This is a genomic window from Vibrio rhodolitus (assembly GCF_003350325.1).
Classification (GTDB): Bacteria; Pseudomonadota; Gammaproteobacteria; order Enterobacterales; family Vibrionaceae; genus Vibrio; species Vibrio rhodolitus.
In genome coordinates this window covers 72,730-99,388 of record NZ_QLYZ01000011.1, presented here as the reverse complement: position 1 = coordinate 99,388, position 26,659 = coordinate 72,730, and the positions used below count along the sequence as shown (strand labels likewise).

General features: G+C 47.3%; 19 protein-coding genes and 4 tRNA genes. 10 read left to right on the top strand and 13 right to left on the bottom strand.

The window, feature by feature from the left end; translation table 11 throughout:
• Positions 1-113 precede the first annotated feature (113 nt).
• From rlmN to DPF93_RS12005, 5 genes are all read right to left on the bottom strand, one after another.
• Complete coding sequence (gene rlmN / locus DPF93_RS12025) at positions 114-1,238, bottom strand: dual-specificity RNA methyltransferase RlmN (protein WP_114766403.1); 1,125 nt, start codon at positions 1,236-1,238, stop codon at positions 114-116.
• A gap of 186 nt (positions 1,239-1,424) precedes the next feature.
• Complete coding sequence (gene csdE / locus DPF93_RS12020) at positions 1,425-1,853, bottom strand: cysteine desulfurase sulfur acceptor subunit CsdE (protein ID WP_114766402.1); 429 nt, start codon at positions 1,851-1,853, stop codon at positions 1,425-1,427.
• 9 nt (positions 1,854-1,862) lie between these two features.
• Positions 1,863-2,672: a tRNA cyclic N6-threonylcarbamoyladenosine(37) synthase TcdA gene (tcdA, locus tag DPF93_RS12015; RefSeq protein WP_075648986.1), complete on the bottom strand. Its 810-nt coding sequence runs from the start codon at positions 2,670-2,672 to the stop codon at positions 1,863-1,865.
• A gap of 96 nt (positions 2,673-2,768) precedes the next feature.
• Positions 2,769-3,869 (bottom strand): murein transglycosylase A, encoded by a 1,101-nt coding sequence (gene mltA / locus DPF93_RS12010; RefSeq protein ID WP_114766431.1) that lies wholly within the window; start codon positions 3,867-3,869, stop codon positions 2,769-2,771.
• A 95-nt stretch (positions 3,870-3,964) separates the two neighbouring features.
• On the bottom strand, positions 3,965-4,393 hold the full coding sequence (locus DPF93_RS12005; RefSeq protein WP_114766401.1) for a DUF2850 domain-containing protein: 429 nt from the start codon (positions 4,391-4,393) through the stop codon (positions 3,965-3,967).
• Between the two features lie 158 nt (positions 4,394-4,551).
• Between DPF93_RS12005 and argA the strand changes: the two genes are divergently transcribed.
• Together argA and DPF93_RS11995 are read left to right on the top strand one after the other, a co-directional pair.
• Positions 4,552-5,892, top strand: a complete 1,341-nt coding sequence (gene argA / locus DPF93_RS12000) for an amino-acid N-acetyltransferase (RefSeq protein ID WP_114766400.1) — start codon at positions 4,552-4,554, stop codon at positions 5,890-5,892.
• A gap of 220 nt (positions 5,893-6,112) precedes the next feature.
• Positions 6,113-6,292, top strand: a complete 180-nt coding sequence (locus DPF93_RS11995) for a hypothetical protein (protein ID WP_114766399.1) — start codon at positions 6,113-6,115, stop codon at positions 6,290-6,292.
• Between the two features lie 123 nt (positions 6,293-6,415).
• On the opposite strand, the gene recD is transcribed toward DPF93_RS11995, so the two are convergent.
• The 4 genes from recD to DPF93_RS11975 all read right to left on the bottom strand — a co-directional run bounded on the left by recD (position 6,416) and on the right by DPF93_RS11975 (position 17,090).
• Positions 6,416-8,590, bottom strand: a complete 2,175-nt coding sequence (recD, locus tag DPF93_RS11990; protein WP_114766398.1) for an exodeoxyribonuclease V subunit alpha — start codon at positions 8,588-8,590, stop codon at positions 6,416-6,418.
• Complete coding sequence (gene recB, locus DPF93_RS11985) at positions 8,587-12,201, bottom strand: exodeoxyribonuclease V subunit beta (protein WP_114766397.1); 3,615 nt, start codon at positions 12,199-12,201, stop codon at positions 8,587-8,589. Before recB ends, recD begins: the two co-directional genes overlap by 4 nt.
• A 291-nt stretch (positions 12,202-12,492) precedes the next feature.
• Entirely contained in the window at positions 12,493-15,963 is a 3,471-nt protein-coding gene (gene recC, locus DPF93_RS11980) for an exodeoxyribonuclease V subunit gamma (RefSeq protein WP_114766396.1), read from the bottom strand.
• 149 nt (positions 15,964-16,112) lie between these two features.
• Entirely contained in the window at positions 16,113-17,090 is a 978-nt protein-coding gene (locus DPF93_RS11975; protein WP_114766395.1) for a TDT family transporter, read from the bottom strand.
• 111 nt (positions 17,091-17,201) lie between these two features.
• Between DPF93_RS11975 and DPF93_RS11970 the strand changes: the two genes are divergently transcribed.
• Entirely contained in the window at positions 17,202-18,092 is an 891-nt protein-coding gene (locus tag DPF93_RS11970) for a LysR family transcriptional regulator (RefSeq protein WP_114766394.1), read from the top strand.
• Positions 18,093-18,236: 144 nt separating this feature from the next.
• Entirely contained in the window at positions 18,237-18,542 is a 306-nt protein-coding gene (locus tag DPF93_RS11965) for a YebG family protein (protein WP_114766393.1), read from the top strand.
• A 98-nt stretch (positions 18,543-18,640) separates the two neighbouring features.
• On the opposite strand, the gene vexH is transcribed toward DPF93_RS11965, so the two are convergent.
• Together vexH and DPF93_RS11955 are read right to left on the bottom strand one after the other, a co-directional pair.
• Complete coding sequence (gene vexH / locus DPF93_RS11960) at positions 18,641-21,754, bottom strand: vibriobactin export RND transporter permease subunit VexH (protein ID WP_114766392.1); 3,114 nt, start codon at positions 21,752-21,754, stop codon at positions 18,641-18,643.
• Positions 21,754-22,806: an efflux RND transporter periplasmic adaptor subunit gene (locus DPF93_RS11955; RefSeq protein WP_114766391.1), complete on the bottom strand. Its 1,053-nt coding sequence runs from the start codon at positions 22,804-22,806 to the stop codon at positions 21,754-21,756. The genes vexH and DPF93_RS11955 overlap by 1 nt, the downstream gene beginning before the upstream one ends.
• 271 nt (positions 22,807-23,077) lie before the next feature.
• Here DPF93_RS11955 and DPF93_RS11950 point away from each other — a divergent pair.
• The 6 genes from DPF93_RS11950 (at position 23,078) to DPF93_RS11925 (ending at position 25,119) form a co-directional block, all read left to right on the top strand.
• Positions 23,078-23,162 (top strand) — tRNA-Tyr (locus DPF93_RS11950).
• Between the two features lie 92 nt (positions 23,163-23,254).
• Positions 23,255-23,339: transfer RNA gene (locus DPF93_RS11945), tRNA-Tyr, on the top strand.
• 72 nt (positions 23,340-23,411) lie between these two features.
• Positions 23,412-23,496: transfer RNA gene (locus DPF93_RS11940), tRNA-Tyr, on the top strand.
• 72 nt (positions 23,497-23,568) lie between these two features.
• Positions 23,569-23,653: transfer RNA gene (locus DPF93_RS11935), tRNA-Tyr, on the top strand.
• A 241-nt stretch (positions 23,654-23,894) separates the two neighbouring features.
• Positions 23,895-24,647, top strand: a complete 753-nt coding sequence (locus DPF93_RS11930) for a copper homeostasis protein CutC (RefSeq protein ID WP_114766390.1) — start codon at positions 23,895-23,897, stop codon at positions 24,645-24,647.
• Positions 24,648-24,807: 160 nt separating this feature from the next.
• The gene (locus DPF93_RS11925; RefSeq protein ID WP_244204718.1) at positions 24,808-25,119 is read left to right on the top strand and encodes a hypothetical protein; all 312 of its coding nucleotides are present in this window, start codon (positions 24,808-24,810) and stop codon (positions 25,117-25,119) included.
• Here the strand turns inward: DPF93_RS11925 and phoU are convergent.
• Together phoU and pstB are read right to left on the bottom strand one after the other, a co-directional pair.
• Complete coding sequence (phoU, locus tag DPF93_RS11920) at positions 25,116-25,814, bottom strand: phosphate signaling complex protein PhoU (RefSeq protein WP_114766389.1); 699 nt, start codon at positions 25,812-25,814, stop codon at positions 25,116-25,118. The two genes, DPF93_RS11925 and phoU, sit on opposite strands and share 4 nt — an antisense overlap.
• 25 nt (positions 25,815-25,839) lie before the next feature.
• Positions 25,840-26,658 (bottom strand): phosphate ABC transporter ATP-binding protein PstB, encoded by an 819-nt coding sequence (pstB, locus tag DPF93_RS11915; RefSeq protein WP_114766388.1) that lies wholly within the window; start codon positions 26,656-26,658, stop codon positions 25,840-25,842.
• Position 26,659 lies beyond the last annotated feature (1 nt).

The following is a 26,659-nucleotide window of genomic DNA, read 5'->3' as shown; positions in this document are numbered from 1 at the left end:
CATAATGAAACAAGATAAAACTAACAAAGTGCGCTAAATCTTTATTTTAGTGAGAAATAACTTGCAACAAAAAAGCCAGAGCATTGCTCTGGCTTGATGGTTAATTTTGGCTTTTATAGCGCTTTAACGTCGATTGTTTCGCCTTTCGCCGCTTTTGCAGCTGCTGTACGTTTAGTACGGTCGATAACATCACCAACCAACTGACCACATGCGGCATCAATATCGTCGCCACGAGTCTTACGAATCGTTACGGTGTGCTCATATTGCATCAGTGTCTTTTGGAAGCGGTCGATACGTGAGTTACTTGGCTTCTTGTAAGGTGAACCTGGGTACGGGTTAAACGGGATCAGGTTAATCTTACATGGCGTATCTTTCATCAGCTCCGCCAGCTCGCGAGCATGGTCCATATCATCGTTGACATGGTCCAGCAGCACGTATTCAACCGTCACTTTACCGCGGTTAGCATTTGATGATGCAAGGTAACGACGCACTGACGCTAAGAACTCTTGAATGTCCCAACGGTCGTTGATCGGCATGATTTCGCTGCGTAGCTTGTCATTTGGTGCGTGTAGCGAGATCGCTAGTGCAACGTCGATTTTACCCGTCATTTGATCAAGACCTGATACCACACCTGAAGTCGATACGGTAACGCGACGCTTAGACAGACCAAAACCTAGATCATCCAGCATGATTTCTAACGCTGGGATCAGGTTTTTCATGTTTAGTAGTGGCTCACCCATACCCATCATTACCACGTTGGTAATTGGGCGGCGACCAGTTTCTTTCTCAAGACCCACTTCACGCGCTGCGCGCCATACCTGACCGATGATTTCAGATACTTTCAGGTTACGGTTGAAGCCCTGCTGAGCAGTTGAACAGAATTTACATTCCAATGCACAACCCACTTGTGAAGAGACACAAAGCGTCGCGCGATCATCTTCAGGGATGTAAACTGTTTCTACGTCTTGATCACCCACACGCATTGCCCACTTGATGGTACCATCAGATGAGTGTTGAGCAGCCGATACCACTGGAGCTTTAATCTCACAGCGTTGCTTTAGCTTCTCACGCAATTGCTTGTTGATGTTGTTCATGTTGTCGAAATCATCGACACCAAAATGGTAGATCCACTTCATCACCTGTTCGGCGCGGAATGCTTTTTCGTTTAATTCTTCTGCAAAGAATTTACGCAATCCTTGGCGATCAAAATCAAGCAGGTTGATTTTTTCAGTAGTCATGAAGCCTCTCAACAACGGAACAATAAATAAGGGCGCGAATTTTACAGCCTTTAACTAAAGACAACAAGTGTGACAAGACCCTGTTTTCGCTAAGACATTAAAAAAGCAGTGATTAAAAATTAACCACCACTACATCCAAATACAAAAAATCCCGCTAAATCGCGGGAATTTCAAATTGCTTTCGCCTTAGGCACTAAGCTGCTTGATCTGCTCAACAATCGCTTTTAGACCGTTGCCACGCGAAGGGCTCAGATGATCAATTAAGCCTAACTTGGAAAAATAATCATCAATATCAAACTGTTGGATTTGCTCACTGGTTTTGTAGTTGTACGCCGCCATCACCAAAGCGATCAGCCCACGCACAATACGCGCATCTGAATCCGCGCACAATGACCACGTCTCGCCAACTTGTTCACTCACCAACCATACCTGGCTTTCACAGCCTGACACGATGACTTGTTGTGACTTAAACTCTTCAGGCATTACTGGCAGTTTTTTACCCCATTGGATCACTTGACGGTAACGGTCTTCCCAACCACGCATACCTTGCATGGTCTCGACAATCTCTTCGGCTGTAATTTGCGTGCCAAATGGACTTAATGGAAATGTCGACATCACACCACCCTACTTCTTGTGCTTTTGAATCAGTTTTTCAACGATACGCGCGACCGCAACAAAACCAAACGTCGCGGTCACCACGGTTGCAGCGCCAAAACCACTCGCACAATCCATACGTTTTGGACCTTCAGCGGTCGCTTTCACGCCACACACCGAACCATCCGCTTGTGGGTATTTTAGCTGCTCGGTAGAGAACACGCAGTCGATACCAAATTTACGTTGTGGATTTTTCGGGAAGTTATGATGACGACGCAAGGTGTCTTTAATCTTCTTCGCCAGCGGATCTTGAATGGTTTTAGTCAGATCCGCCACTTGAATTTGGGTTGGGTCAACCTGACCACCAGCACCACCTGTGGTGATCACTTTAATTTTGTTGCTACGGCAGTAAGCCAGTAATGCCGCTTTCGCTTTTACACTGTCGATCGCATCCAGCACATAGTCGTACTCTTTAGATAGGTACTCATGCTGATTATCTGGCGTAATAAAGTCATCAATCAAATTAACCTTACACTCAGGGTTAATCAATTTAACGCGCTCCGCCATCACTTCGATTTTGCTTTGACCGACAGTGCCGCTCATGGCATGAATCTGACGGTTAATATTGGTCACGCACACATCGTCCATATCGATCAACGTCAGTTCACCAATACCCGTACGTGCCAGAGCTTCCACAGCCCATGAACCTACACCACCAATCCCGATCACACATACGTGTGCCGCACGAAGTATTTCCACTTCGCTATTGCCATATAAACGACGTGTACCACCAAAACGTTGGTTGTAGTTGTCTGACGCTGGGGTGTCTAATTCACGCATAGTTTAAGCCCGTAAATCGGTTACAAAAAAGAAGAGTGCGATTTATACGCACTCTTTATGGAAATGTCTATACTCGCCCCTAATAGGGCATAGCGACTAGTTTTGTTTTTCTGGCGGCATTGCCCAAGGCGCTTGCGTCGGGGAGTTTTCTAACCCTAGCTTCCACACGCGACCGAAATGTTTGTAGTGACCAGCTTCAGTACCCGCGCGCGGTCCCATACCATGGTAGAGATCAAGATGGTTCTGTTTTACCGCACCACCAGTATCTAGCACGATAAGGAGACGCAGTTGGTGAGCGCCGCTCCATGAGCCATCAGCGTTTAACAATGGTACTTCCGCAAGGATTGGGGTTCCCATAGGCAAAATGCTTCGGTCTCCCGCGACAGACGCCATTGGCAACAATGGAATACCTGCTGAACCCGTTACTGGCGCGTCAGCTCGCGGGGCAAAAAAGACAAACGATGGGTTTTGCTCTAGCACTTCTCGTACGGTTGCTTCGTCATTAGCGAGTACCCACTCTTTAATCGCTTTCATCGACATTTTTTCACGTGAGACTTCACCACGCTCAATCAATACTCGACCAATGCTGACATACGCTTTGTTGTTCTTACCGCCGTAAGCAAAATACTCAAGCGTGTCATCGTCTTCAAAGTGAACAAAGCCACTGCCTTGCACTTCCATCAAGAAAGGGTCGATCATGTTAGCCGCATAGCCTAGCTCTAAACCTTGCCCTTCCAATGCACCGGCATAAATCTCGGCGCGCGTTGGGCAGTTTTTGTTGCAATCAGGTTTGGCATAAACTGGGTATTTGTAGGTTTCATTCGCCTCATGGCGCAATTCCATCACAGGTGAAAAATAGCCCGTAAACAGTACATTGCCTTGCTTATCGCCACCACCTAGCTGTGCAGTTTGAATACCAAAGTTGCCTAGCTCACTCGGATCGCCACTTTGCAGCACCCATTCATTGAGCGTTTCGTACAGCGGTTGATACACTTTCGCCATCGAAGGCGACTTATCGACCACCTGCTCAGCTTGTTTATGAAACTCGGTAAAATCTCGCGTTACGTTTGATTGCACGCTATCGGTACGATTGAGGGTAGTCTCAAACTCTTGATCAAAGTATTGTTGCGCGCGATCGGTAGGTTGAGCACAGCCAAACAGCAGCGTCACTGCGGCTAAAGGAAAGATTTTTTTCATTGCTTGTTGCATTGGTTATTGAGTTCCATTAACGAGATACCTTGAGCATGACAAACTCTCAATATTCTCGTCAATGGTATGAGCGTTAATGAATGTTAATTTGATGGGCTTTTAACAAAGACAGGCTGATACGCGTTATCGGTTTGCAGAGTCATCTCGTTCCAGTTTTCATATTGAAACTTAAAACGGCGCTCTTGCGAGCCATGTTGATAAGTCAGAAACTCGCCATCAAATTGGAAATCAGTGTCCACGACGCCGCCATCGATAGTAATACCTGCCGCGCTTATAACCAGCCTATCAGCACGATAAGGTGCGACATCGTACTCCACCCAAGTACCATAGATAAGTGATTTAGGGTGAGTAACTTGCTGATACTGTTGATACAGCATAACCCCGCCTTGGATCATAACGTAGCTAACGCCAATCGCGGCCATGCCAGCGAGCCCTAACAGCCACTTACGTGGTGAGGCTACTAAAGCAGATTCTTTTCCCTGCGCTGATTTACTTTTAATAGTCACGCTCATGCAATATTACCTAACGGAAAAATTCTCTATAGCATGCGTCTCACACTGCCTCAATTTTAGCTGTGTAATATTGGATATCTATTCCAAAAAAACACTTGCCTATTTCGGAATAAATTTGCACTATAATTACATACAAATTCACCAAAGATGGACTTGATGTGAAAATACGTAGTACCGCACTTGTAAAAGGATTTCGTCAGTCTGCTCCTTACGTTAATGCACACCGTGGTAAAACCATCGTGATCATGCTCGGCGGAGAAGCAGTAGCAGATGGTAATTTCAAAAATATAATCAGCGACTTAGCCCTACTACATAGTTTGGGTGTTAAGATTGTACTGGTACATGGTGCACGACCTCAGATCAACTCTATCCTTGCGAATAACGATATTAATAATGCCTACCATAAAGATATTCGAATCACTGATGAGCATTCATTGCCACTAGTTATGCAAGCGGCAGGACAATTGCAGCTTGCAATCACGGCACAGCTTTCTATGAGCTTAAGCAACACCCCGATGGCAGGCACGCAACTCAATGTGGTCAGTGGTAACTTTGTGATTGCCCAACCGCTTGGAGTCGATGATGGCATCGATTATTGTCATAGCGGAAAAATTCGCCGCATCGATATTTCTGGCATCAACCGCATGCTTGAGCAAGACTCAATTGTGCTACTCGGCCCCATTGCCAGTTCAGTAACCGGCGAGTCGTTTAACCTCACTTCAGAAGAGGTTGCTACCCAAGTCGCTATCCGCCTTAATGCAGATAAACTCATCGGTTTTTGTTCAGCGCAAGGTATTTTGGACGAACACGGTGATGTCATTGCTGAACTCGTGCCGCGCGAAGCAGAGCAGATCTTAGACAAGCTAGAGCAAGACGTTGATCAATCCAATGACAATGTTTCGGGTAGCTTACGTTTCTTACGTGCAGCTATCACAGCATGCCGTGCCGGCGTACCGCGCAGCCACTTGGTGAGCTATAAGGTTGATGGCGCGCTGATCCAAGAACTGTTTTCACTTGATGGTATCGGTACGCAGATTGTTTATGCTAGCTCTGAGCGAGTGCGCTTGGCAAAGATTGATGATATCGGTGGTATTTTGGATCTGATTCGTCCATTGGAAGAGCAAGGGGTCTTGGTTCGTCGCTCACGTGAGCAATTAGAGCAAGAGATCCACCAGTTCACCATTATTGAAAAAGATGGTCTTATTATCGGTTGTGCCGCGCTCTACCCTTATGAGGAAGACAGCATGGCTGAAATGGCGTGTGTTGCCATTCATCCAGAATATCGTGATGGCAACCGTGGACTTATTTTACTAAACCATATGCGCCAGCAATGTAAGCAGCAAGGGATCAACCAACTGTTTGTGTTAACCACCCACAGCTTGCACTGGTTTAGAGAACAAGGTTTTTATGAGGTGGGTGTCGAGTCGCTACCATCACAGAAAAAGAACCTCTACAACTATCAACGTAACTCTAAAATCTTGGCGATCAGAACCGCATAGGCTACCGCGTAAATCAGCTGTTTTTACCAGCAAACGATTGGTCAAAAAAAGACCATCGAAAAAGATGGTCTTTTTAGTCGAATGTCTTAATTATGAGCTTTATTTCACAACAAGAGTTGTATATTATTCACCCGCTTTCAAGGAAGCTAGATTGGAATCACTCATTTGGCTATGGATTGCTTTAAGTAGATAACAACAACGTCAACTATGAGCAAACATCATGAAAACCGTAATTTGTAACTCGCTGCAAAGCTTTTGGGATATGGCTGAAAACGAATTGCTGACCGACCTCAGCGTGCATTGCGTTTTCCCTGTAACTGAGAGCTTGAAAGACTTTATTCTGACCTATCAAGACCAATACAAGATCCGCAATATCTCTTTTACTACCGCATTTAACTGATAGCAATCAGAACAAGTAAGCACTCTTACTAATTGATTACTTACCCGATTGATATAACTAAACCTTCGCTTTGCTGGCGACAACCAAGGATGGTTTTCAGCCTTTTCTATTCTCTATTCTCTATTAACCTTTCAGCTTTTCCACCAAGCCGCTGGCACGCTCAGTCATCACTTTGATACCCCGCTTAACCACATCAGGTTGAACGTACATCGCCAAACGTTTTTTCGCGCGAGTAATGCCGGTGTATATCAGTTCCCGGGTTAAAATCGGACTAAACTCTTTTGGCAAAATCATCAAAGTAAACTCAAACTCACTACCCTGTGATTTGTGAATCGTCATCGCGTAGGCTGTTTCATGCTCTGGCACGCGACTTGGCAGTACCGATTTCACACTACCATCTGGCAACTCAAAGAAGACCTTTAAGCGCGGTTCTTCCAGCGAGTCATCCCAAATACAGATACCGATATCACCGTTATACAAACCTAAAGCGTGATCGTTACGGGTGATCATCACTGGTCGACCGTGATACCAAAGTTCATCTTGAGTTTGCACCAGTTTGCGCGCGACTAACGCACGTTCAATACGCTGGTTTAAGCCTGTCACGCCAAAATCGCCTTCGCGTATCGCACACAGCAGACGGCAACCAGCAAACGCGTCTAAACCCGCCTTTGCCAAAGCTGTGACAGATTCAAGCTGTTCGGTTTGAGGATTCACTTCGCGCTTGGCGATGCGCTTGAGGTATACACTGTATTCACTGACCATGGTTTGAATCAGCTGATTGTAGTGCTGCATATCAAGTGGGTACTGGGCAATATCAGCAAAGTCACGCTGCCACACGGCATCGTACTTAAAGCCCGAACCCGCATTGACGGCTTTAGCAAGCTGACCAATGCCTGAGCGCGCATCAAAACGATAACTCTTTTGCAGCATACAAAGACTATCGCCGACTTGGCTGCCTTTTTGCGGACTTTGCGCAAGAGTATTAAAGCCAGTTAGCTGAGCGATCAGTTCGCCTTGCTGGCTGCTATAGCCATATTGATGGAACGAACAAATATCGCCCAGTACTGCGCCAGCTTCTACCGAAGCGAGCTGATCTTTATCGCCCAGCAAGATCAAACGAGCATGCTTTGGCAGGGCATCCACCAGCTTGTACATCATCGACAAATCAACCATCGACGCTTCATCGACCACCAAAATATCGAGGTGTAGCGGGTTTGCTTGGTTATGGCGAAACTCGACACTATTTGGCAATGCACCTAACAAGCGATGCAAGGTGCTCGATTCGGTCGGGATCGCCGCTTTTAGCTCTGGACTAACCGGCAGCTCAGCTACCGCCTTACCAATCGATTCGGTCAAGCGAGCCGCGGCTTTACCCGTTGGAGCCACCAGCTTGATAGTAGGAACGACATTAACACCACTCTCAGAGTTTTGCGCCTGTTCAATTAAGGCTGCCAGCAACTTAGTCACCGTAGTAGTTTTACCGGTACCAGGACCACCCGAAATCACGGCAAAACGTTTAGTCAACGCGATCGCAGCCGCAACTTTCTGCCAGTTGACACACACCGCTTGAGGAACCAGCTGATCCAATGGTGCCAATTGTTCGGCGCGTTTTGCTTGCAGCAATACTTGATCAATTGCCGACCAATCCAGTGAGCTATCTTCAACCACATCTAAATGATCACACACTAACTGCTGACGCTGCACTTGACTAAGGTTTAGATTTTTCGCCGCACTACTTAAGGCGGCAAACAAGTATTGGTAACTGCGGGCGAACAAATGATCGAGCAAATTGGTCAGCTTTTGGATCTCGATAGGCTTTAAGATCATCGGTGTCCCAAAGCTATTTAATCGCTCGGCGAGTGTCACTTCATAATGCCAGTAACGGTGCAAATAAACTCGCTCACCGTCAAACACCAACGGTAAAGCTGAAGCCTTTTTGTGAGTCGGATTGGCAACCCAAATAGAGTGACTCAGCAGTTGCTGCCAATCAATCGCGATTAATACTTGGTTAAGCTCTAACGCCGCATCGCCAAACAAACCTAGCTTGCTAGCAAGATCGACCGGTTGCGATTGCGCATCACGCAGCGGCAAGCAAATGTGTCCTTTGCCCAGCTCACTACTCACCACTCCAGCAATAAACGCTAATTGATCACTGTGAGATTTACTGAAAATAAAGCGCGCTAATTGGTAGTCCAACTGGCGCAGTGAACCTTTTTGTGCCAAACGTTGTAGCGTCGCCATAAGTGGGGCATTGCCTAGTGGCTCAGCAGATAACGAAGGGGTGATAACATTACTCATAGATCTAGCGCCATTTGTCCTGCGGAATTGCCACGTACTTCAATGGTCTCGCCATCAATCAGTTGGTCTAATTCGGTTAAAAATTGCAAACTTGGTTTCGCGGAAAAGATACCATGTTCCCCTTCCCCATCCATGCCGCGTAAGAATAAATAGTAAACCCCACCAAAATGTTGCTGATAATCATAATTGGCTAAGCGACTACGCAGAAAACGATGTAAGGCGAGCGCGTAAATTTGATATTGCAGATCATAACGGTGGTCCGCCATCGCTTGACGCAGCGCATCACCGTGATAGTCGTGGATCTCATCACCAAGATGGTTCGACTTCCAGTCGAGTACATAGTATTTGCCTTGATGCTCAAACACTAAGTCGATAAAACCTTTCAACATACCCTGCACGGTTTGAAAACCGAGATCGCCCGCTTTCGCCGAAAGGGTATCGTTGCGTTGAATCACGCGATTCAGTTCCGCGGATGCCAATACTTCAATCGGCAGCAGAAACTCCATTTCAACTAAACGTTGGCTGGGTGATTTCTGATTTAAACGTAACTCTTTACCATCCAGTGGCGTGGCTAATACGGTATCCACCAGTTGCTGCAAAATTGGCAGCCACTCAAGATCCAATTGCTCACTTTCCATCAAAGCGATGATCGCTTGTTGATTGGCTTCAGTGTTGGCAGGTTCGGTGAACTCTACCTCTTCAAACAAGCTATGCAAAAACGTACCCGGACGCGCGCCACGTGGGAAAGTAAAAATTGAACGCTCAGGCTCTAGCATTTCTTGCTCATCCTCTTCTTGAGAGGAGTCGACATCAAGCCGAAGTAAATCATCATCGGCTGAATGGTGCGAACCTTGTTTAATCAGCCCTGAATAACTGGTAATACGCCAGCTGCGATCAATCTCTTGCGCCAACTCACGCGCATGCAAAGTCGCTGGCTGTTGCTGCTCGGCAACAAATGGCACGTCATTACTGTCAGGTAAGCCACTTAGCGTGACACATGCTAAAGCTTTCGCTTGTTGTTCAATCGCTTGAGTGAGATCGCTAATGCCACCCGCTTGACCGTTTTGCAGCAAGTAACCCATGGCACTATTATGTACGCCCGTTGGCTCTTTGGTTGAGCGACCATTTCTCAGTGGCGCCGCGCCAATGAAACAGCCATAAACCGCACGGGTTAAGGCTACATAGATCAGACGTAAGTCTTCCGCTAGACGTTCTTTGTCCGCCTGTGCTAGTGCCGCTTCATTTTTAGTGATATCTAAAATGGTCGAGTCAGTTTGCGCATCGTAGTATTTCGCTTCACTTGCCTCACGGTAACTCAGCACAAATGGCAAAAACACCAAGTCATATTCCAGACCTTTCGATTTATGGATGGTGACGATCTGCACCAAATTGCGCTCTGATTCCAAACGCTGAATTTGATCCTCACTGCCGCCAAGACCATTTTGCGCATCGCTGATCGCTTGCGCCAACCAACGCAGCAAACCATGGTCGCTATCGAGTTCGCCGCTCGCTTGCTGCAATAGCTCACCAAGGTGCATCAAATCGGTTAAGTGGCGTTCACCACTCTCTTCTTCTAACAAACGTTCAGCAACATGACGTTTGCTCATCACCGCACGCAGCATAGGCAGTACGCCGCGTTGCAGCCACAGTTTGCGATACTCTTTAAACTCATTAACCGCGTTTTCCCACACGCTTTCGTCGTTATTGAGCGCATCAAGACTGCCAGCATCCAGTGCAAACAATTCCGAAGCCAAACTGGCACGCAGGGCGCGGTCATTTTCTGGGGTTAACACCGCTTGCAGCAAACGCTGCACATCTTGAGCAATCGTGGCACTAAATACGCTATCACGGTTAGAGAGATAAACACTGGCAATACCCTGTTTCGCCAGCGCTTTTTTGATCATTCGTCCTTCACTACCGGTGCGCACCAACACCGCAATATCGCCCGCTTGAATCGCGTGTTCAGCTTTACCTGTGTGAAAACTCGCTTGCCCTTGCTGGGAAGCGGTTAATATGGTCTGGATCTGATCAGCGGTCGCTTGTGCCATCGCATCAAGGTATTCGCCTTTGGCGAGCGGTTTGTCTTCCGCCTCTTGCAACCAATAGGTCAAGGCAGGTTGAACCTGACCGCCCAGTTGCCACTGACGCTTATCGGCATTTGGGCTGGCGGCGACAGGGATAAAGGGAATATCTTGATCATAGATAAAGGCACTATCGGGCAAAGCAAACACTTGGTTAACTGCCGCGACCATATCGGCGCTCGAGCGCCAGTTAGTGCCGAGGGTAAAGTGAGACGAAACCTGATTACGCGCCTTGATATAAGTAAAAATGTCAGCGCCACGGAAACCGTAAATCGCCTGTTTAGGATCGCCGATCATAAACAAACCACACTCAGGATGCGGAAGATAAATGCGGCTAAAAATGCTGTATTGCAGTGGGTCGGTATCTTGGAATTCATCAATCATCGCCACTGGATAGAGCTCGCGAATGCGCCCTGCCAATAAGCCATCATCATCGTTATCAAGCGCCGCCGATAAGTTGGTCAGTAGGTCATCAAAAGAGAGCCACTGCTTTTGCTGCTTGGCTTTGGCTAGCATAGTGCGGCAATGTTCAATTGCATGGGCGAGCAGTGGCGCTTTCAGACTAATCGGCTCGGCGAGAAACGCTTCTATCGATTCAAACACCGGATGCTGTGGTGCACTGCCTTTAGGCGTTTTCTCTAGAAGTACATTCTGAGCAAATTTTTCTAACTGTTCTGGGTAGTCATAACCGGTGGTTTCAACACTGGCCCATTGATCGACAGCTGCAAGCCATGTCGGCAGTGATTTTTTACTGTAACTGCGCTTATTGATGTCCGAATTCGCAATCAGATCATGGTAGTCTTTTTGCTCACTGCACCACTGCGCTTTAAGTTGGTCAATCTGTTCAAGGTTAGCTTGATGCAGCTCAGCCAAATCACCTTGCATCGCCTCAACCGAGAGTTTCAGTGGCGCGCCAGTTAAATAACCGGAAACATCACCAAGCAATGCGGCTGGCGAGCCCCAAATTGAGCGCACTTCACCCGCCAGTTTTAATGGCAATGGGTAGAAGTTGCGACGCCAGTAATCCGCCACGATTTGCGCTTTAAGATGACTTTCGTCGGTGACAAATTCATTGTCAAAACGGCTACCAGATTCAAACGCGTTTTGCGTCAGCATACGCTGACAGAAACCGTGAATGGTGTAGACCGCCGCTTCATCCATCTGACGTTCTGCTTGTAGCAAAATCGCCGCCGCCTGTTGATGATCGCTAATTTCAGTTAATAAAGGCTGGATCACCGGATCGCTACTTTCACCGCGGGCAAAGGCAATGCGCGCATCATGAATTCGCGCCCGAATACGATCGCGCAACTCGGCGGTTGCCGCTTCAGTAAAAGTTACCACCAGAATTTGATCGACCGTCAAAGGAACTTGGTGGCGCGTTTCTTGGCTACCATGCCCAAGTAAAAGACGTAAATATAAGCCAGCAATGGTAAAAGTTTTACCTGTCCCTGCTGACGCTTCGATTAATCTGGCACCATGTAGTGGAAATGTCATTGTTTCCAATGGTGTGACAACTGATGAAGATGTCATAACAATCAAACCTTTATGTAACTTTTAAAGCAATTAATTCACACCACTTGGTGTGATCTAATCGTGATATTGGCGGTTTAGCTGCACGTTGCAGCCATCATTCCGATTTAATGGGATCGCACTCACAGAAGATCCTCTGCTAAGGCTTTACTATCCGCGCCACGTGTTCAGTAATCGCAAGCGATACTGTAACCAACCGAATCATGGTCCCTCTGACCTGTGGCCGTACAGCGAACGCCCTACACAAAATAATGATTTTCTGGCGGCCACTTATTCCTTTGCTTTTCCCCGTTATACATCGTGTGCATCTCGCATCTGTAATCTCGGTGCTTGCATCACAAGCGCAGCCAACGTGCGCACCTCTTGTGCTAACTGCTCATTCCATTGCGGCCAAATGCGCGCAATATAAGTATCTTTGCCTTCGCCTGGCGCGATGAAACTATCGTTAAACGCATCGGCCATTTTCTTCAGTGACTTTTCTTCATCATCCGCCCATTCGCCACCACGACTAAAGCCCGCTTCTATCGCAGCCAATGAGGTTTTCGGGAAATAAGCCAAAGGCTTAGTCATGCCTTGATAGAAAAGTCGCACCAACTCAGAAAGCATGCTTTTTGCCTGTTGGGCATCATCAAGCGCAGGATAAACTAAGTGCACCACGCCTTCTTTGCGATCGTAACCCAGCATGTGGGTGCGCTTAGCCACGCCCATTGCCGACATCGCCAAGTGATCAATCCAAGCAGCGAGGTAATCTTGCGGACGAATCTTACTGCTACGGTAACGCACCAAACCTGCTTGGTAGTTTTGCGTCAGCCAACCTTGCAAATTGACCAGTTTGTCCTCACCGAGCACATTGAGACTGAGATTAATCTCAATATCGTCACTGGGTGCATTTGAGACAAAACTCAGCGCTTCAAGCATCTGCTCTGCTTGCACGCGGTTGGTCTCAAATTCAATCTCACCAAATGCCGCCACCGGCAGTTTGCCCTGCGCTCTTTGCTCGGCAACAAATTGCTGCACCACTTGGTCATTGGCACTTTGCTGAGCCAATAACTGATGCAACAAACCATCACGCATCTGATAGCTCTCTAGACCATTTAACACAAACGGTTCATCGTCAGGTAAGATCGGCAGTGGCGGCTCAAAAACCACTTTTAAGCGGCGATTAAAGAAGTACTGCACTGGCAAGCGCCAAAAACGTTGTAACTCGACCATATCCAACTCAAGTGGATAGGTGACATCCAACAGATAATCACTGAGCTCGCGGTTAAACTCACCGCTGCGCTGACCAAGACGATTGGCCGCAGGTAGCCACTCTTTAGCGTAGCTGGCATAAGTTAAGCTGGCTTGATCATGACTAAACGCGGTCGGACTAAATGGCACCATAGTGTGGTGTTGATGCAGATGCGCGAGAAGCTGATCACCCGAGTCATCCACACTCTGCTCTTCATCGCCAACCAGACAATAGTTTTGATGGCAGTACTCCATTAATTCCGACACCAATACCGATGGTACACGCTCGGTGTTGTCTTGAATCGAACGCCCTACATAGCTGATATACAAGGTTTGCTGCGCTGAGAGAGTCGCTTCTAAAAATAGGTAGCGGTCATCATCGCGACGGGAACGGTCACCAGCACGCGTGCGACCATTCATAAGATCAAATCCTTCTGGTGGCATCGAACGCGGGTAGACACCATCATTCATGCCAAGCAGACAAACCGTCTTAAACGGGATCGAACGCATCGGCATCAAGGTACAAAAGTTGACTTGTCCAGCGAGGAAACGCTGGCTCACGCGCGTACCAGAGAGTTTATTGTTGAGGTACTGCGCCATAATGCTTGGTGCCAGCGGTTGATTGAACGCAGCGTCATCTAACTGCTCTTTGAGTGCAGCTAAGGTATCGCGAATTGACTTAAGCGCCACTTCCCCTTCCAGTTCAACACTGAAAAAGTCATCAAGCATACTGGTTAACAGCTGTCGCCAGCTATCAATGCCTTGAGTTTGCGCTAGCGCATGACGGTAATGACTAACGGTTTCGATAAAGTGCGCCAACTTACCGGCAAGTTCAGCACCCATCCCCTGCACTTCATTGTAAGGGGCTAGCGTTTGCTCACCATCGTCAAACAAACCCGCCGATTCTGGCATTGCATAACCGAGTAACATGCGTTCGATACCAAACTGCCAGGTGTTTTGCGCAGTGGCAGGCAAATCAAATTCACCGCCAGTGGCTGGGTTTAAACCCCAACGAATACCGGACTCTTCTACCCATAACTTCGCTTGCAAGAACTCATCTTCACTGAGTCCAAAACGGCTTAAAATGGTCGGAGTTTCCAGCAGCTCTAATAGCTCTGAAGCTAGGCAGCGAGTATTGGGCAAATTCACCAACTGCATAAACGCCGCAAGAATTGGGCTCTCTTGGTCAGCAGTACGGTCGGAAATTGAGTAAGGGATATAACGCTCACCCGGCGCATTACCAAATACCGCTTGGATAGCTGGACTATACGCATTGATGTCTGCCACCATGACAATAATATCGCGCGGTTTCAGACTTGGATCGGCATCAAACATTGCCAAGAGCTGATCGTGCAGCACTTCGACTTCACGCATTGGGCTGTGGCAGGCGTGTAACGTCAGCGAGTGATCGCTAAGCGTCACCGCTTGTTTGTGATGACTGGTGATCAGCTGATGATCATCTTGATGCTCTTCAAGATTTAAGATATCAGCTTGCAATTGATGCAGTAGTGAATCACGTTCAATCTCAACAAAGGCTTCAATCTCATGGGACTCGAGTTGCGACAATAAGTACATATTATCGCGTCCTAATTTACCCATTGATGCGAGTAAACTGTTGCCCACCACATCGGTGTGCAGCTCATCGCCAGCAGCGGCAAGATTATCTTCAATCGAGCCTTTTAGCTGCTCGCTTTCCCCTTCATGGTGCGATTGCTCATCACGCCATACCAAGTGTTTGCGCTGCTTGGCTGCCAGTTTGGCGAGGAATTTACGGTCTCGCACTTCGCCCCAGTAGTAGCGACATGGGTTGGTAAACATCAGGTGGACATCAATATGTTCACCAAGGGCTTTAAGCGCATCCATATAGCGTGGCGGCAAAGAAGAAATACCAAACACAAATAAACGTTTTGGCAGCCCTTCCAGTGAACCTTGGTAACTCTCTAGGCTATCGATGAAATGCTCATAAAGATTGGCACGGTGATAAGGTGACTGCTCCAGCGCCACAGTATGATCGTAAAGCGCTTGCCATAAAATCGGCTGCCATGGGTGTTCTTCGCCAATTTCAGCTACCACTTGACCAGACTCCCAACTCGCAATCCATTCTGGGCGATATACTAGGTAGCCATCAAAAATATCGGCAATTTTTTCCGCCAATTGATACAGCTTAGAACTGTCTTGATCATCTAACAGATAACGCTGCAACGGTGCGAATTCAGGCAGGTCGAGCATGGTTGGCAGAATGTGCATTAGCTTCCAGCTCATCGACTCTTTGTTAAATGCACTGCGCTTAGGTACGTCGGGTAGAACCTCGGTAAACATGTTCCAAATAAAGGTCGCTGGCAGCGGAAACTCAATATTGGCGGCAACGCCAAATTCCTTTGCCAAAGCCATCTTCAACCACTGAGACATGCCGGGACTTTGCACCAGAATTTGTTCTTTATCGAAAGGGTTTTCCAGCGGATCAATTCTGACCAGCTCAACAAGTAGCGACTTTAAAACATCAACTTGGTTGGAGTGATAAACAGTAAACAAAATGCGCGCTCAAATGGTTGACTCAATGGAGCTGAGATTAGCATAGCTAAGGAAGGTTTACTGAGGGAAAAACGAGAGTTTGCGCTAGGTTGCAGCTTCTTTATACAAAAAGTCAGACCTAGACTAGATCTGACTTTTTAGCGTCTTAGTTACGCTGCAGACTCACTGCGCACAATCACCCGATGTGGTTGATAGAAGTGGAAATAACGCGCTGCGACATAACCCACCACTAAGGTTGCAATCCAAAGCTCACCCACCGCCAGAGCGTGTACTTGTGCAATGTAATGGTCAGCAACGTTTAGGTGAACCATCCACGCACTGAGTTTAAAGAGTGCAGTTGAACCAATTACCATAGGGAAGGTAAACGCGGCATAACCTGCACTAAATGGTAAGCGAAGCAATTTAATAAACGCTAAGTAAATCACCACTGTCATCAATACTGCGATACCAAATAGCACACCAACAATCACTGGTGATGGATCGGCTGTTACGCTGAAGTAACCGGCTAACGAGAGACTTGCTGGCGCCGCCATAATTGCTAATGTTGGTTTAGCTGCATCAGGGATCTCACCGGCAAAAATCAAACGGTAGATCATCGCTGGAAGCATCACTCCATAAGCTACTAGACCGAAGATCAGTGTTGCTTGAGCTATCCACGCTAAGTGTGGGTTACCTGAAAACGAGACATCCGCAACCACAATGCCCACTGGTGGTACGAACCAGCTTGGCACCATATGTGACAATTCAAAACTTTTTGCGCGGTGATAAACAAAGCTTGCGAGGAAGCTAATGTGTAATGCTACGGCAATCAACCATAGCGTATCACCAGCAGCAGGAGACCATTTACCAAGCGCATTGGAAACCACCATGGTTGCCATCGCAAAAGTAGGGACGACGCTACCAACTACAGGGTGAGCAAGGTCTTGCGCCAATAGGTGGCGATGAAAAAGGAATTTTACGCTCAAGATAACCAGTAGCACTGAGGCGATCACTGCCCCTGTCATTTGTCCATAACCATTGAGTGCCGCACCGTTTTCCCAGCACCAGCCAAGGCTAGCAATACCAAGCGCTAAACCTGCCATTGGGGTTGGCGCGCCGAATACTTTTGCTTTAGTTGCGTTAATCATGGTTCACACTCTTTACTTTCTTTCTGTTCTGGCAAGGATTCTACGCTTGTATTTTGTTTAGTTACATCTAATTATTTAGAACAGTAGTTCAATTTAACTAAACATTATTTTATGGCTGTCAATATCTCGCTCAAACAACTCAAAGTTTTTGCCACCATCAACCATTACGACACGTTAACCGAAGCGGCAGAAGCGCTGTTTCTTTCTAAAGCCGCAGTGAGTATGGCGCTGTCTGAATTGGAAAAGCAGCTAGGACATTCGCTGTTTGACCGCGTGAATAAGCGCTTGGTACTTAACCAAGAAGGACAAAAATTACTGCCTTTGGTCGATGAACTGCTGCATAGAGTAGAAGATATCGAACTGCTCCTCGATGATGACTCAACCTTAACCGGACAGCTGCGTATCGGCGCCAGTGATACCATCGGCAATCAAGTTGCGCCTTACCTACTCAGTGATTTTCGCCAACAAACTGCCCATTACGCGCAAAGTTTGTTTATCTCCAACTCGGCATTAATTTGTCAAAAGCTGGTCGAATACGAACTCGATATCGCCTTAATAGAGGGAAAGACCCTACACCCAGAACTTATCTCTACTCAGTTTAGCCAAGATGAAATGTGCGTGATTTGTAGCCCGAGCTCGCCACTAGCGCAGCTGGCTAATCCGCGCGTCGGCGACTTAGAAAATAGCGAATGGATTTTACGCGAGCCGGGATCGGGCTCACGAGAGTTTTTCCTGCGCGCCATCGCGCCGCGCATCGAACATTGGCATGAAGCATTTCAATTAAATACCACAGAAGCTTTGATCAACTGCGTTTCTGCCGGACTTGGTTTGGGCTGCTTATCGCGTCTCGCTGCTGCGCCAGCAATTAAAGATGGTCGAGTGGTCACCATTGAGCTGCCGCTCGATATGAAGCGTCGCTTTTGGCTACTGGTGCATAAAGAAAAATACCAAAGCCCACTACTGAAAGCCTTTATTGAGTTTTGCTATCAGTGGCGCCAATAAGTAGAATTATGCCCTTACGTTTAGAAAGTGTATTTAGCAAGCACGTGAGTCGCAGTTTTGCTGCCTCACCTAGACTTAGTCAAATAAAAACTGTATAAAAAGACAGTAATTAATCAACCATTCATTCGAGCTAGAGGAATAACCATGGCTGTAATCGTTAAGTACGTGGTAGAACGCAACGGAGAAGAGAAAATGACTTTTACCTCTAAAGCGGACGCTGACGCATACGACAAAATGCTGGATATGGCAGACGAGCTTTTCGGTCTGCTAGGTAAAAGCGAACTACTAGAAGACGAAGCGAAGCAAGAAGACTTAGCGATGTTCTTAGCGCAAAACAAAGAAGAAGTGCTTTACGCACTTGGCGCAAAACGCCGCCCAGCGCCTAAGAAAGCAAAGAAAGTTGAAGCTGTGGCTGACGTTGCAGAAGAGCAGCAAGAAGACGCAGCATAAGCACTTTTGCACAGTACATTTTTGCTCTAGCGAAGATGTCACTATAGATAAAAAAACCGAGGCAATGCCTCGGTTTTTGTTTTTCAGCCTTTAACTGGCTAGCCGTGAGAAACACGCCCTTTGACATCATGGTCAAGTTCGCGCTTCAGCTCAGCTTCAATATGACCAGGCGCTTGAGTATTCGCTGAAATCAAACGGTACATCGCCGGAATGACAAACAGCGTAACCAATGTCGCAAAGCCCATACCAAAGAAGATCACCGTACCAACCGCCACGCGGCTCTCATAACCGGCACCAGTTGAGATAATCAATGGAATCGCACCAGCAAGCGTGGTAAACGCTGTCATCATAATTGGGCGCAGGCGACGCGCTGAGGCATCAATGATCGCTTTTTCAAACTCCAAACCACGGTCACGCAGCTGGTTGGCAAATTCCACAATCAAGATACCGTTTTTGGTTACCATACCAATTAACATGATCATGCCAATCTGACTGTAGATGTTGAAACCTTGCTGCATCACAAACAAGCCAAGGAAGCCACCAAATACCCCCATCGGCACGGTAAACATCACCACCAGCGGGTTAATAAAGCTTTCAAACTGCGCCGCCAATACTAAATAAGCCACCAACAATGCCAGCGCAAACACCACCAGCACGCTCGATTGGTTCTCTTTATAGTCTTTTGACTCGCCCGAGTAGCTCACGCTGATGTCGCTGGGCAGATTATCAATCGCTTGCTGATCTAAGTAATCAAGCGCATCACCTAGGGTGTAGCCATCCGATAGGTTAGCTGACACCGTCACCGATTTCTGCTTGTTGTAGTGCGATAAACGTACTGCCGAAGCAACTTCTTCAATCTTAGTGATGGCATCTAAGGTAACTAACTCGCCCGATGCCGTGCGCATATAGATCTGGGTTAAATCCGCCGCGTTATTAAAGCTGTTTTCATCACCACGCAGGTACACATCGTACTCTTCACCACGCTCGACAAAGGTCGTTTCACGTTTACCGCCAAGCATGATTTCCAGCGTATCAGAAATATCAGCAACACTAATACCTAGCTCTGCCGCGCGCTGCTTATCCACTGTCACTAACAGCTCTGGGGTTTTCTCAGAGTAATCAATCTCCGCACCTTCCATGTAAGGCGAGTCTTCAGCAAGTTGCTGCAGCTTTTCCGCCCAACCTTTTAGCTCTTGATAATCTGAGCCACCAAGGACAAATTGTACTGGCTCACTTGAACCACCTCTAAAGCCCGGCATAAATGGGAACACACGCACATCGGCCATGCCATTGAGCGCTTTACGTACCTCGCCCAATGCTTGTTGCGCGGTCACGGTGCGATCATTCCAGTCTTCCAAAATCATGATCACAAAACCAGTTTGGTCCCCAGCCATACCACCAAAAGCTGGTGATTGCAGCGAAAATGACTTCAAGAAGCCTTGTCCAAGCAGCGGCATTAAACGCTCTTCGACTTCATCCATGTTGGCTGCCATGCGGTTGTAACTGGTCGCATCCGCGCCACGTACAAAGGCAAAAATCACACCACGGTCTTCACTTGGTGTCAGCTGCGCCGGGACTTGTTGCATCAAACCATAGCTGCCGCCAAGACAAGCAAGGATCACCAAAGGCGCAGCCCATTTGGCTTTTAAAGCCACAGCAAGCGTTTTACGGTAGCCACCTTCTAAGCGCGAGAAGACGCGGTCAACAAAGCGGTTGAATCGACTTGGTTTAACGTTCGCTTTTAGGATCTTACTGCCAAGTACAGGCGTTAACGTTAGCGCGATCAACGATGAGAAAATCACCGACATTGCCAAGAGTACCGAGAACTCAGTAAACAGCAGACCAACCATGCCATCCATAAAGGAAATTGGTAAAAATACCATTACCAATACCAGCGTAGTGGCGATAACGGCAAAACCAACTTCACGAGTACCTTTGTAAGCCGCTAGCAGAGGTTTTTCACCCCGTTCGATATGGTGGAAAATATTCTCTACCACCACGATAGCGTCATCCACCACGAGACCGATTGAGAGGATCAGCGCCATCAAGGTGATTAGGTTGATTGAAAAACCAAAGAAGTAAGCGGCAATAAAAGCTGAAATCAAAGACACTGGCACAGTGACGGCTGGGATCAAGGTCGCACGCGCTTGACCGATAAACACATACAAAACCAGTATCACTAAGCCACCTGTCACAAACAGAGTGCTGTAGACTTCTTCAATGGAACGCTCGATAAATACCGTCGAGTCGTAGTCAATCGCAAGGCGAGTTCCATCTGGTAGGAACTTTTGGATCTTTTCGACTTCGGCATGCACTAAATCGGCAACTTCCAATGGGTTGGCATCGGATTGCGGCACAATACCTAAACTGACGTTAACCACGCCATCGCTCTTAAAGGTCGAGTTTTCGTTCTCAGCACCGATGTACACATCAGCAACATCTTTGAGGTAGATAGGCGTATTGTCGCTGGCGCGGCGAACTACTAGATATTCAAAGTCTTCAACTTGTTGGTAGGTTCGAGCAGTACGCACTGACATCACGGTTTGATCGTTACGGACCTGACCACCCGGGCTTTCTAAGTTCTCACTGCGTAGCGCTTGGGTGATATCAGCAGTCGTCACGCCGCGACCGGCTAACAGCTCAGGCTTCAGCTTGACGTACATAACCTTATAAAGACCACCGGAGATATCGACCGAGCTGACACCCGTTAATAGGCTGAAACGGTCAATTAGCACGCGTTCAACATAGTCGGTCAGCTGAGTACGGTCCATCTCGGACGAGCTCAGGTTGATATAGAGTGATGCCTCACCAGAACCGTTGTTTTTATACACAATCGGATCGTCAGCTTCTTCAGGCAGCGCACGCTGGGCACGCGCAACCGCATCACGCACATCACTAACCCCGGTATTGAGGTCATAACCTAAATCAAAGGTGATGGTGATACGCGACATACTGTTACGCGTGGTTGAGGTAATTTCATCAATACCACTGATACCCGAAAGCTGATCCTCTAAAATAGAGGTGATCTGGCTTTCTATGATGGTGGCTGATGCCCCTTCATAACGGGTACTGATCGATACTACCGGGTTTTCAATATCCGGCATTTCGCGTACGGCCAGTTTCGAGAACGAAACAATACCGAACACACAAAGCAATAGGCTGAGCACCAGTGCCGAGACTGGACGCTTAACCGATACGTCAGATAACCACATTACTTGTCACCTTTAACCGCAGGTTTCGCACCTTGCTCTTTTACGCTTGCGCCATCACGCATATTGACAATGCCTTGCACCACAATACGCTCACCAATCTCAAGACCTTTGTTGATCACAACTTGGTTTTCAACGCGAGCACCCAAAATTACTTCCGTGCGCTTAGCCACATTATCGTCACCAATCACGTAGACAAAGCGTTTAGTACCTGAGTACTCCAGCGCTTGAACTGGAATAATCGGCGCATTAATTGCTGGGAAGTCCATATCGGCAGAGACCAACATCCCCGGTTTTAGTTTCAATTCGTCGTTTTGGAAGTTAATTCGAACTCGTAAGTTCAAGGTCTCTTGGTTAATACGCGAGTCAATGCCCACCACTTCACCACTAAACACTTGTTCACCCCAAGCACTGGTAGTGGCTGTCACCGCCATACCTTTTGAAATTTGAGATAAATAACGCTCTGGCACTTGCAGATCGAGTTCCATCACCGACAAATCATCGAGAGACAGAAGCTCTGTCCCTGCCGAGACCATTTTGCCGCGGCTAAAATCAATAAAACCTACCGTACCGGCAAATGGCGCACTGATGTGCAGATCTTTGAGGTTCGCGTTAGCCGCATCTAAACGTGCTTGGGCAATTTCAACGCTGGCTTTTTGCGCGTCAATTTCGGTTTGAGTAATCGCATTACGTGATACAAGGCGCTCAAACTCTCTCAGTTTACGCTGTTCATCTCTAAGGTAAGCGCTGGCTTCTTTGACTGCCGCGCGCGCTTTGTCATCATTTAATTGGATCAGTAACTGACCCTTTTTGACATCTTGGTTCGCTGAAACGGCAATATTTTCCACTTTGCCCGTGGTCTCAGGAGAGACCATCACCGATTGAGCCGCTTCCAATTTACCCACTAAAGAAAGAGATTGAGAAACTTGATGGGTTTGGACTTGCTCAGTAACAACCGTTACTGCCTGAGGTCCGCGTGGTCCTTGCGCCAAAACGGCTGGCGAAGCACTCAAAATTGAAACCGTCAGTAAGCTTAAAATCAGTTTATTTTTCATCGTTGATATACTTCCAGAATAATCTATCAAATATTGTACGCGCAAAAGAGGGCAAGTAACGTCAAGGAATGTAAATCCTCATACACTATTCGCAAATTTATCCGCTCAACAAGCAAGCAAAACGTTCATTTCTAAGCTTCTTTGTCGAAAAAGACACCATTCAACTCAAAATTAGAAGAAAAACGCTTTACAGTGTTTATGAGTTTGCTATGATGCGCTCCGCACTTGAGGGAAGCGTTGGGAAAACAACTCTTAAGTATAAAAATCCCCTGGAGGGGTTCCCGAGTGGCCAAAGGGAGCAGACTGTAAATCTGCCGGCTCCGCCTTCGATGGTTCGAATCCGTCCCCCTCCACCATATTTCTTCTTGTGACGCTCAATAGAGACAGTCGTGAGAAACAGCTTGGTTGTTCGTGTTGGGAAAACAGCAACTAAGGATAAAAATCCCTTGGAGGGGTTCCCGAGTGGCCAAAGGGAGCAGACTGTAAATCTGCCGGCACTGCCTTCGATGGTTCGAATCCGTCCCCCTCCACCATATTCCTCTCAGTAGAGAGAAAAGCTTGGCTGTCCGTGTTGGGAAAACATCAGCTAAGGATAAAAATACCCTGGAGGGGTTCCCGAGTGGCCAAAGGGAGCAGACTGTAAATCTGCCGGCTCCGCCTTCGATGGTTCGAATCCGTCCCCCTCCACCATATTCCTCTCAGTAGAGAGAAAAGCTTGGATGTTTGTGTTGGGAAAACAACAGCTAAGGATAAAAACACCCTGGAGGGGTTCCCGAGTGGCCAAAGGGAGCAGACTGTAAATCTGCCGGCTCCGCCTTCGATGGTTCGAATCCGTCCCCCTCCACCATATTGAAAAGCCAGCTCATCGAGCTGGCTTTTTTCATTTCTACGCAAAATTTATCCCACTCTTTCAATACTATATTGCTTTGCGCATTTTCCTCTTCACGCCACAACACCATTCAGCTAAGTGAAGCTCAGCGACTATCGCGACGGCTAAATTGTGGAAATCAATCTTGCTATCTTTACCCTATTCAGCGATCTCTAGTTAGCTAAAATAATCACATCTGTATCTGTAAGAGCATTTAAAAATGACATGCCAAGTAGAAGTATGCATCGACAACCTAGAATCACTGCACTACGCCATTACCGGTGGTGCAAGTCGAATTGAACTTTGTTCCTCACTGGCTTTAGGTGGTTTAACACCAAGCTTTGGTTTTATGCAACAAGCCGCCAAGATTGCCACCATTCCAGTCTATGCCATGATCCGCCCACGCCAAGGTGATTTTCTTTATAGTGAAGAAGATATTGAAGCTATGTTGCTCGATATTGATTCTGCAGCGCAAGCAGGTCTGCAAGGGGTCGTGTTCGGCACCTTAACAGCCCAAGGTGATATCGATATGCAGCAAGCCCAGCGCTTAGCCGAGCGAGCGAACCAACATCAACTGGGTATAACCTTCCACCGTGCCATCGATCAGTGCCGTGATTTTACCCAAGCTATTGAGCAAATTGCCGAGCTAGGCTGTGAACGCATTCTTACCTCTGGACTTGCAGCCAATGCTGAGCAAGGGATTGATATATTAAATCAGATGGTTGAGTTGGCAAACGGTCGCTTCGCGATTATGGCTGGCGCCGGCGTAACCCCTGATAACGCGGTAAAAATTGCTTCGATGACTGGCATTACTCAATTGCACTTATCAGGTAAAACTACACGAGCCAGCGGCATGATGCTTATCGCCGAACAAGCCAAAATGGGTAATCAAGATCTGGATGATTTCATCGTTCCCATTACCTCAACGCAAACTATCGCCCAGGTAGTGAAAACACTCTCTACTCTGGGTTAATCTCTCGCGACGTCGCTATAGTGCAGTCACTCCTTGTGATGCTAGGATGAAAGCATTGCAAGGAGGCAACAGATTCCCCGATGAACAAAGATCTATTTTTTAATTTGGATTTAAACTTACTGTGCACTTTTCGGGTATTAGCCACACTTCAGCAGAGATTTTGACAGACAAAGACCGCTTAAAAACCTATCGCATCGGCGCGCAATACAATTTGCCGCAAGTGCCTATGCTGGGTTTTCAGTTGGAAGTCGGTGGGGTGAAATATGAAGGCAGCCGTTACTATTTTTGGAGTAAACCTACCGAGTATCGCGAAGGCTCTGGGGGGAGTGTGGCAGCGGCTTGGGTGTTAGATGTGAATGATAATCTGGCATTGAGAGCGGGCATGGATCTTAACTACATCGATAATGACAAAACTTATCTCAGCAGCAATTTTTCCACCACCCTCAATACCGGTATTGTGCTGCGCTTTTAACGCAGCACGTCGTCAATGCTCTGTTCACCTAAGTGGCGAATATCTTTGCCTTTTACAAAGTAGATAATGTACTCACAGATATTCTGACAGCGGTCACCGACACGTTCAATCGCGCGAGCTGACCACATAACCTGTAAGATCTGCGGAATATTCTTCGGATCTTCCATCATGTAAGTCATTAGCTGACGGATCACCGCTTCATATTCAGTATCAATGCGATCATCCATTTTATATACGGTGGCTGCCGCATCGACGTCCATACGAGCAAACGCATCTAGCACTTGATGCAACATGTTTACCGCTTGACGACACAAAGGCTCTAGAGAGACATTAAACAGCTTATCTTTCGATGAAGGCGTCTCTATCGCCACTCTGGCAATGCGAGTTGCTACATCGCCAATACGCTCAAGGTCGGTGATGGTCTTGATGATAGCCATAATCAAACGCAGATCTTTTGCGGTTGGCTGACGCTTGGCAATAATGCGGGTACACGCCTCATCAATCGACACTTCCATCGCATTCACTTTATGATCATCACGCACGACTTTACGTGCCAGCTCAATATCATCATTGTGCAAAGCCTGCATCGCAAATGAGAGCTGCTGCTCAACCAAGCCGCCCATGGTAAGAACATGGGTACGAATCGACTCTAGTTCGACGTTAAATTGACCTGAAATGTGACGTCCAAAGTTCATTGGGATCCTTAGCAAAAAGTGATGATTATCCGTATCGACCTGTAATGTAGTCTTCTGTCTGCTTTTTCAATGGGGAAGTGAAAATAGAATCGGTATCTGAGTACTCGATCAATCTCCCCATATGAATAAATGCGGTGTGATCACTCACGCGCGCCGCTTGCTGCATGTTGTGGGTAACGATAACTACAGTATATTTGGTTTTGAGCTCATTAATAAGCTCTTCGATGGTTAAAGTAGAAATAGGATCGAGCGCTGAAGTCGGCTCATCTAACAATAATACCTCTGGCTCAATCGCAATCGCACGGGCAATGACCAAACGCTGCTGCTGACCGCCAGACAAACCAAAGGCATTCTCATGCAGACGGTCTTTTACTTCATCCCACAGCGCAGCCGCTCGCAGTGCTCGCTCAACTGAGTCATCAAGCACACGACTGTTCTTCACCCCTTGCAAGCGCAAGCCATACACCACATTCTCATAAATCGACTTAGGAAATGGGTTCGGACGTTGAAACACCATACCAACACGGCGGCGCAAAGTGGCAACGTCAACATCAGGATGGTAAACGTTCTTACCATGCAGCTTCACTTCACCAGTGACACGACAGCCTTCGACCAGATCATTCATGCGGTTTATGCAGCGCAGCAGGGTCGATTTACCACAGCCCGATGGACCGATAAATGCGGTCACTTGCCCTTTAGGAATACGCATTGAAATATCGCTCAGCGCTTGGCTGTTTTGATAGAACAAATTCAGCCCTTCAATCGCGATGGCCGTTTGCTCATCACTGAGGTTATTCACATCTAATGGGGCTTGGTAGCCCAATGTTTGATTGACTGAAAACATA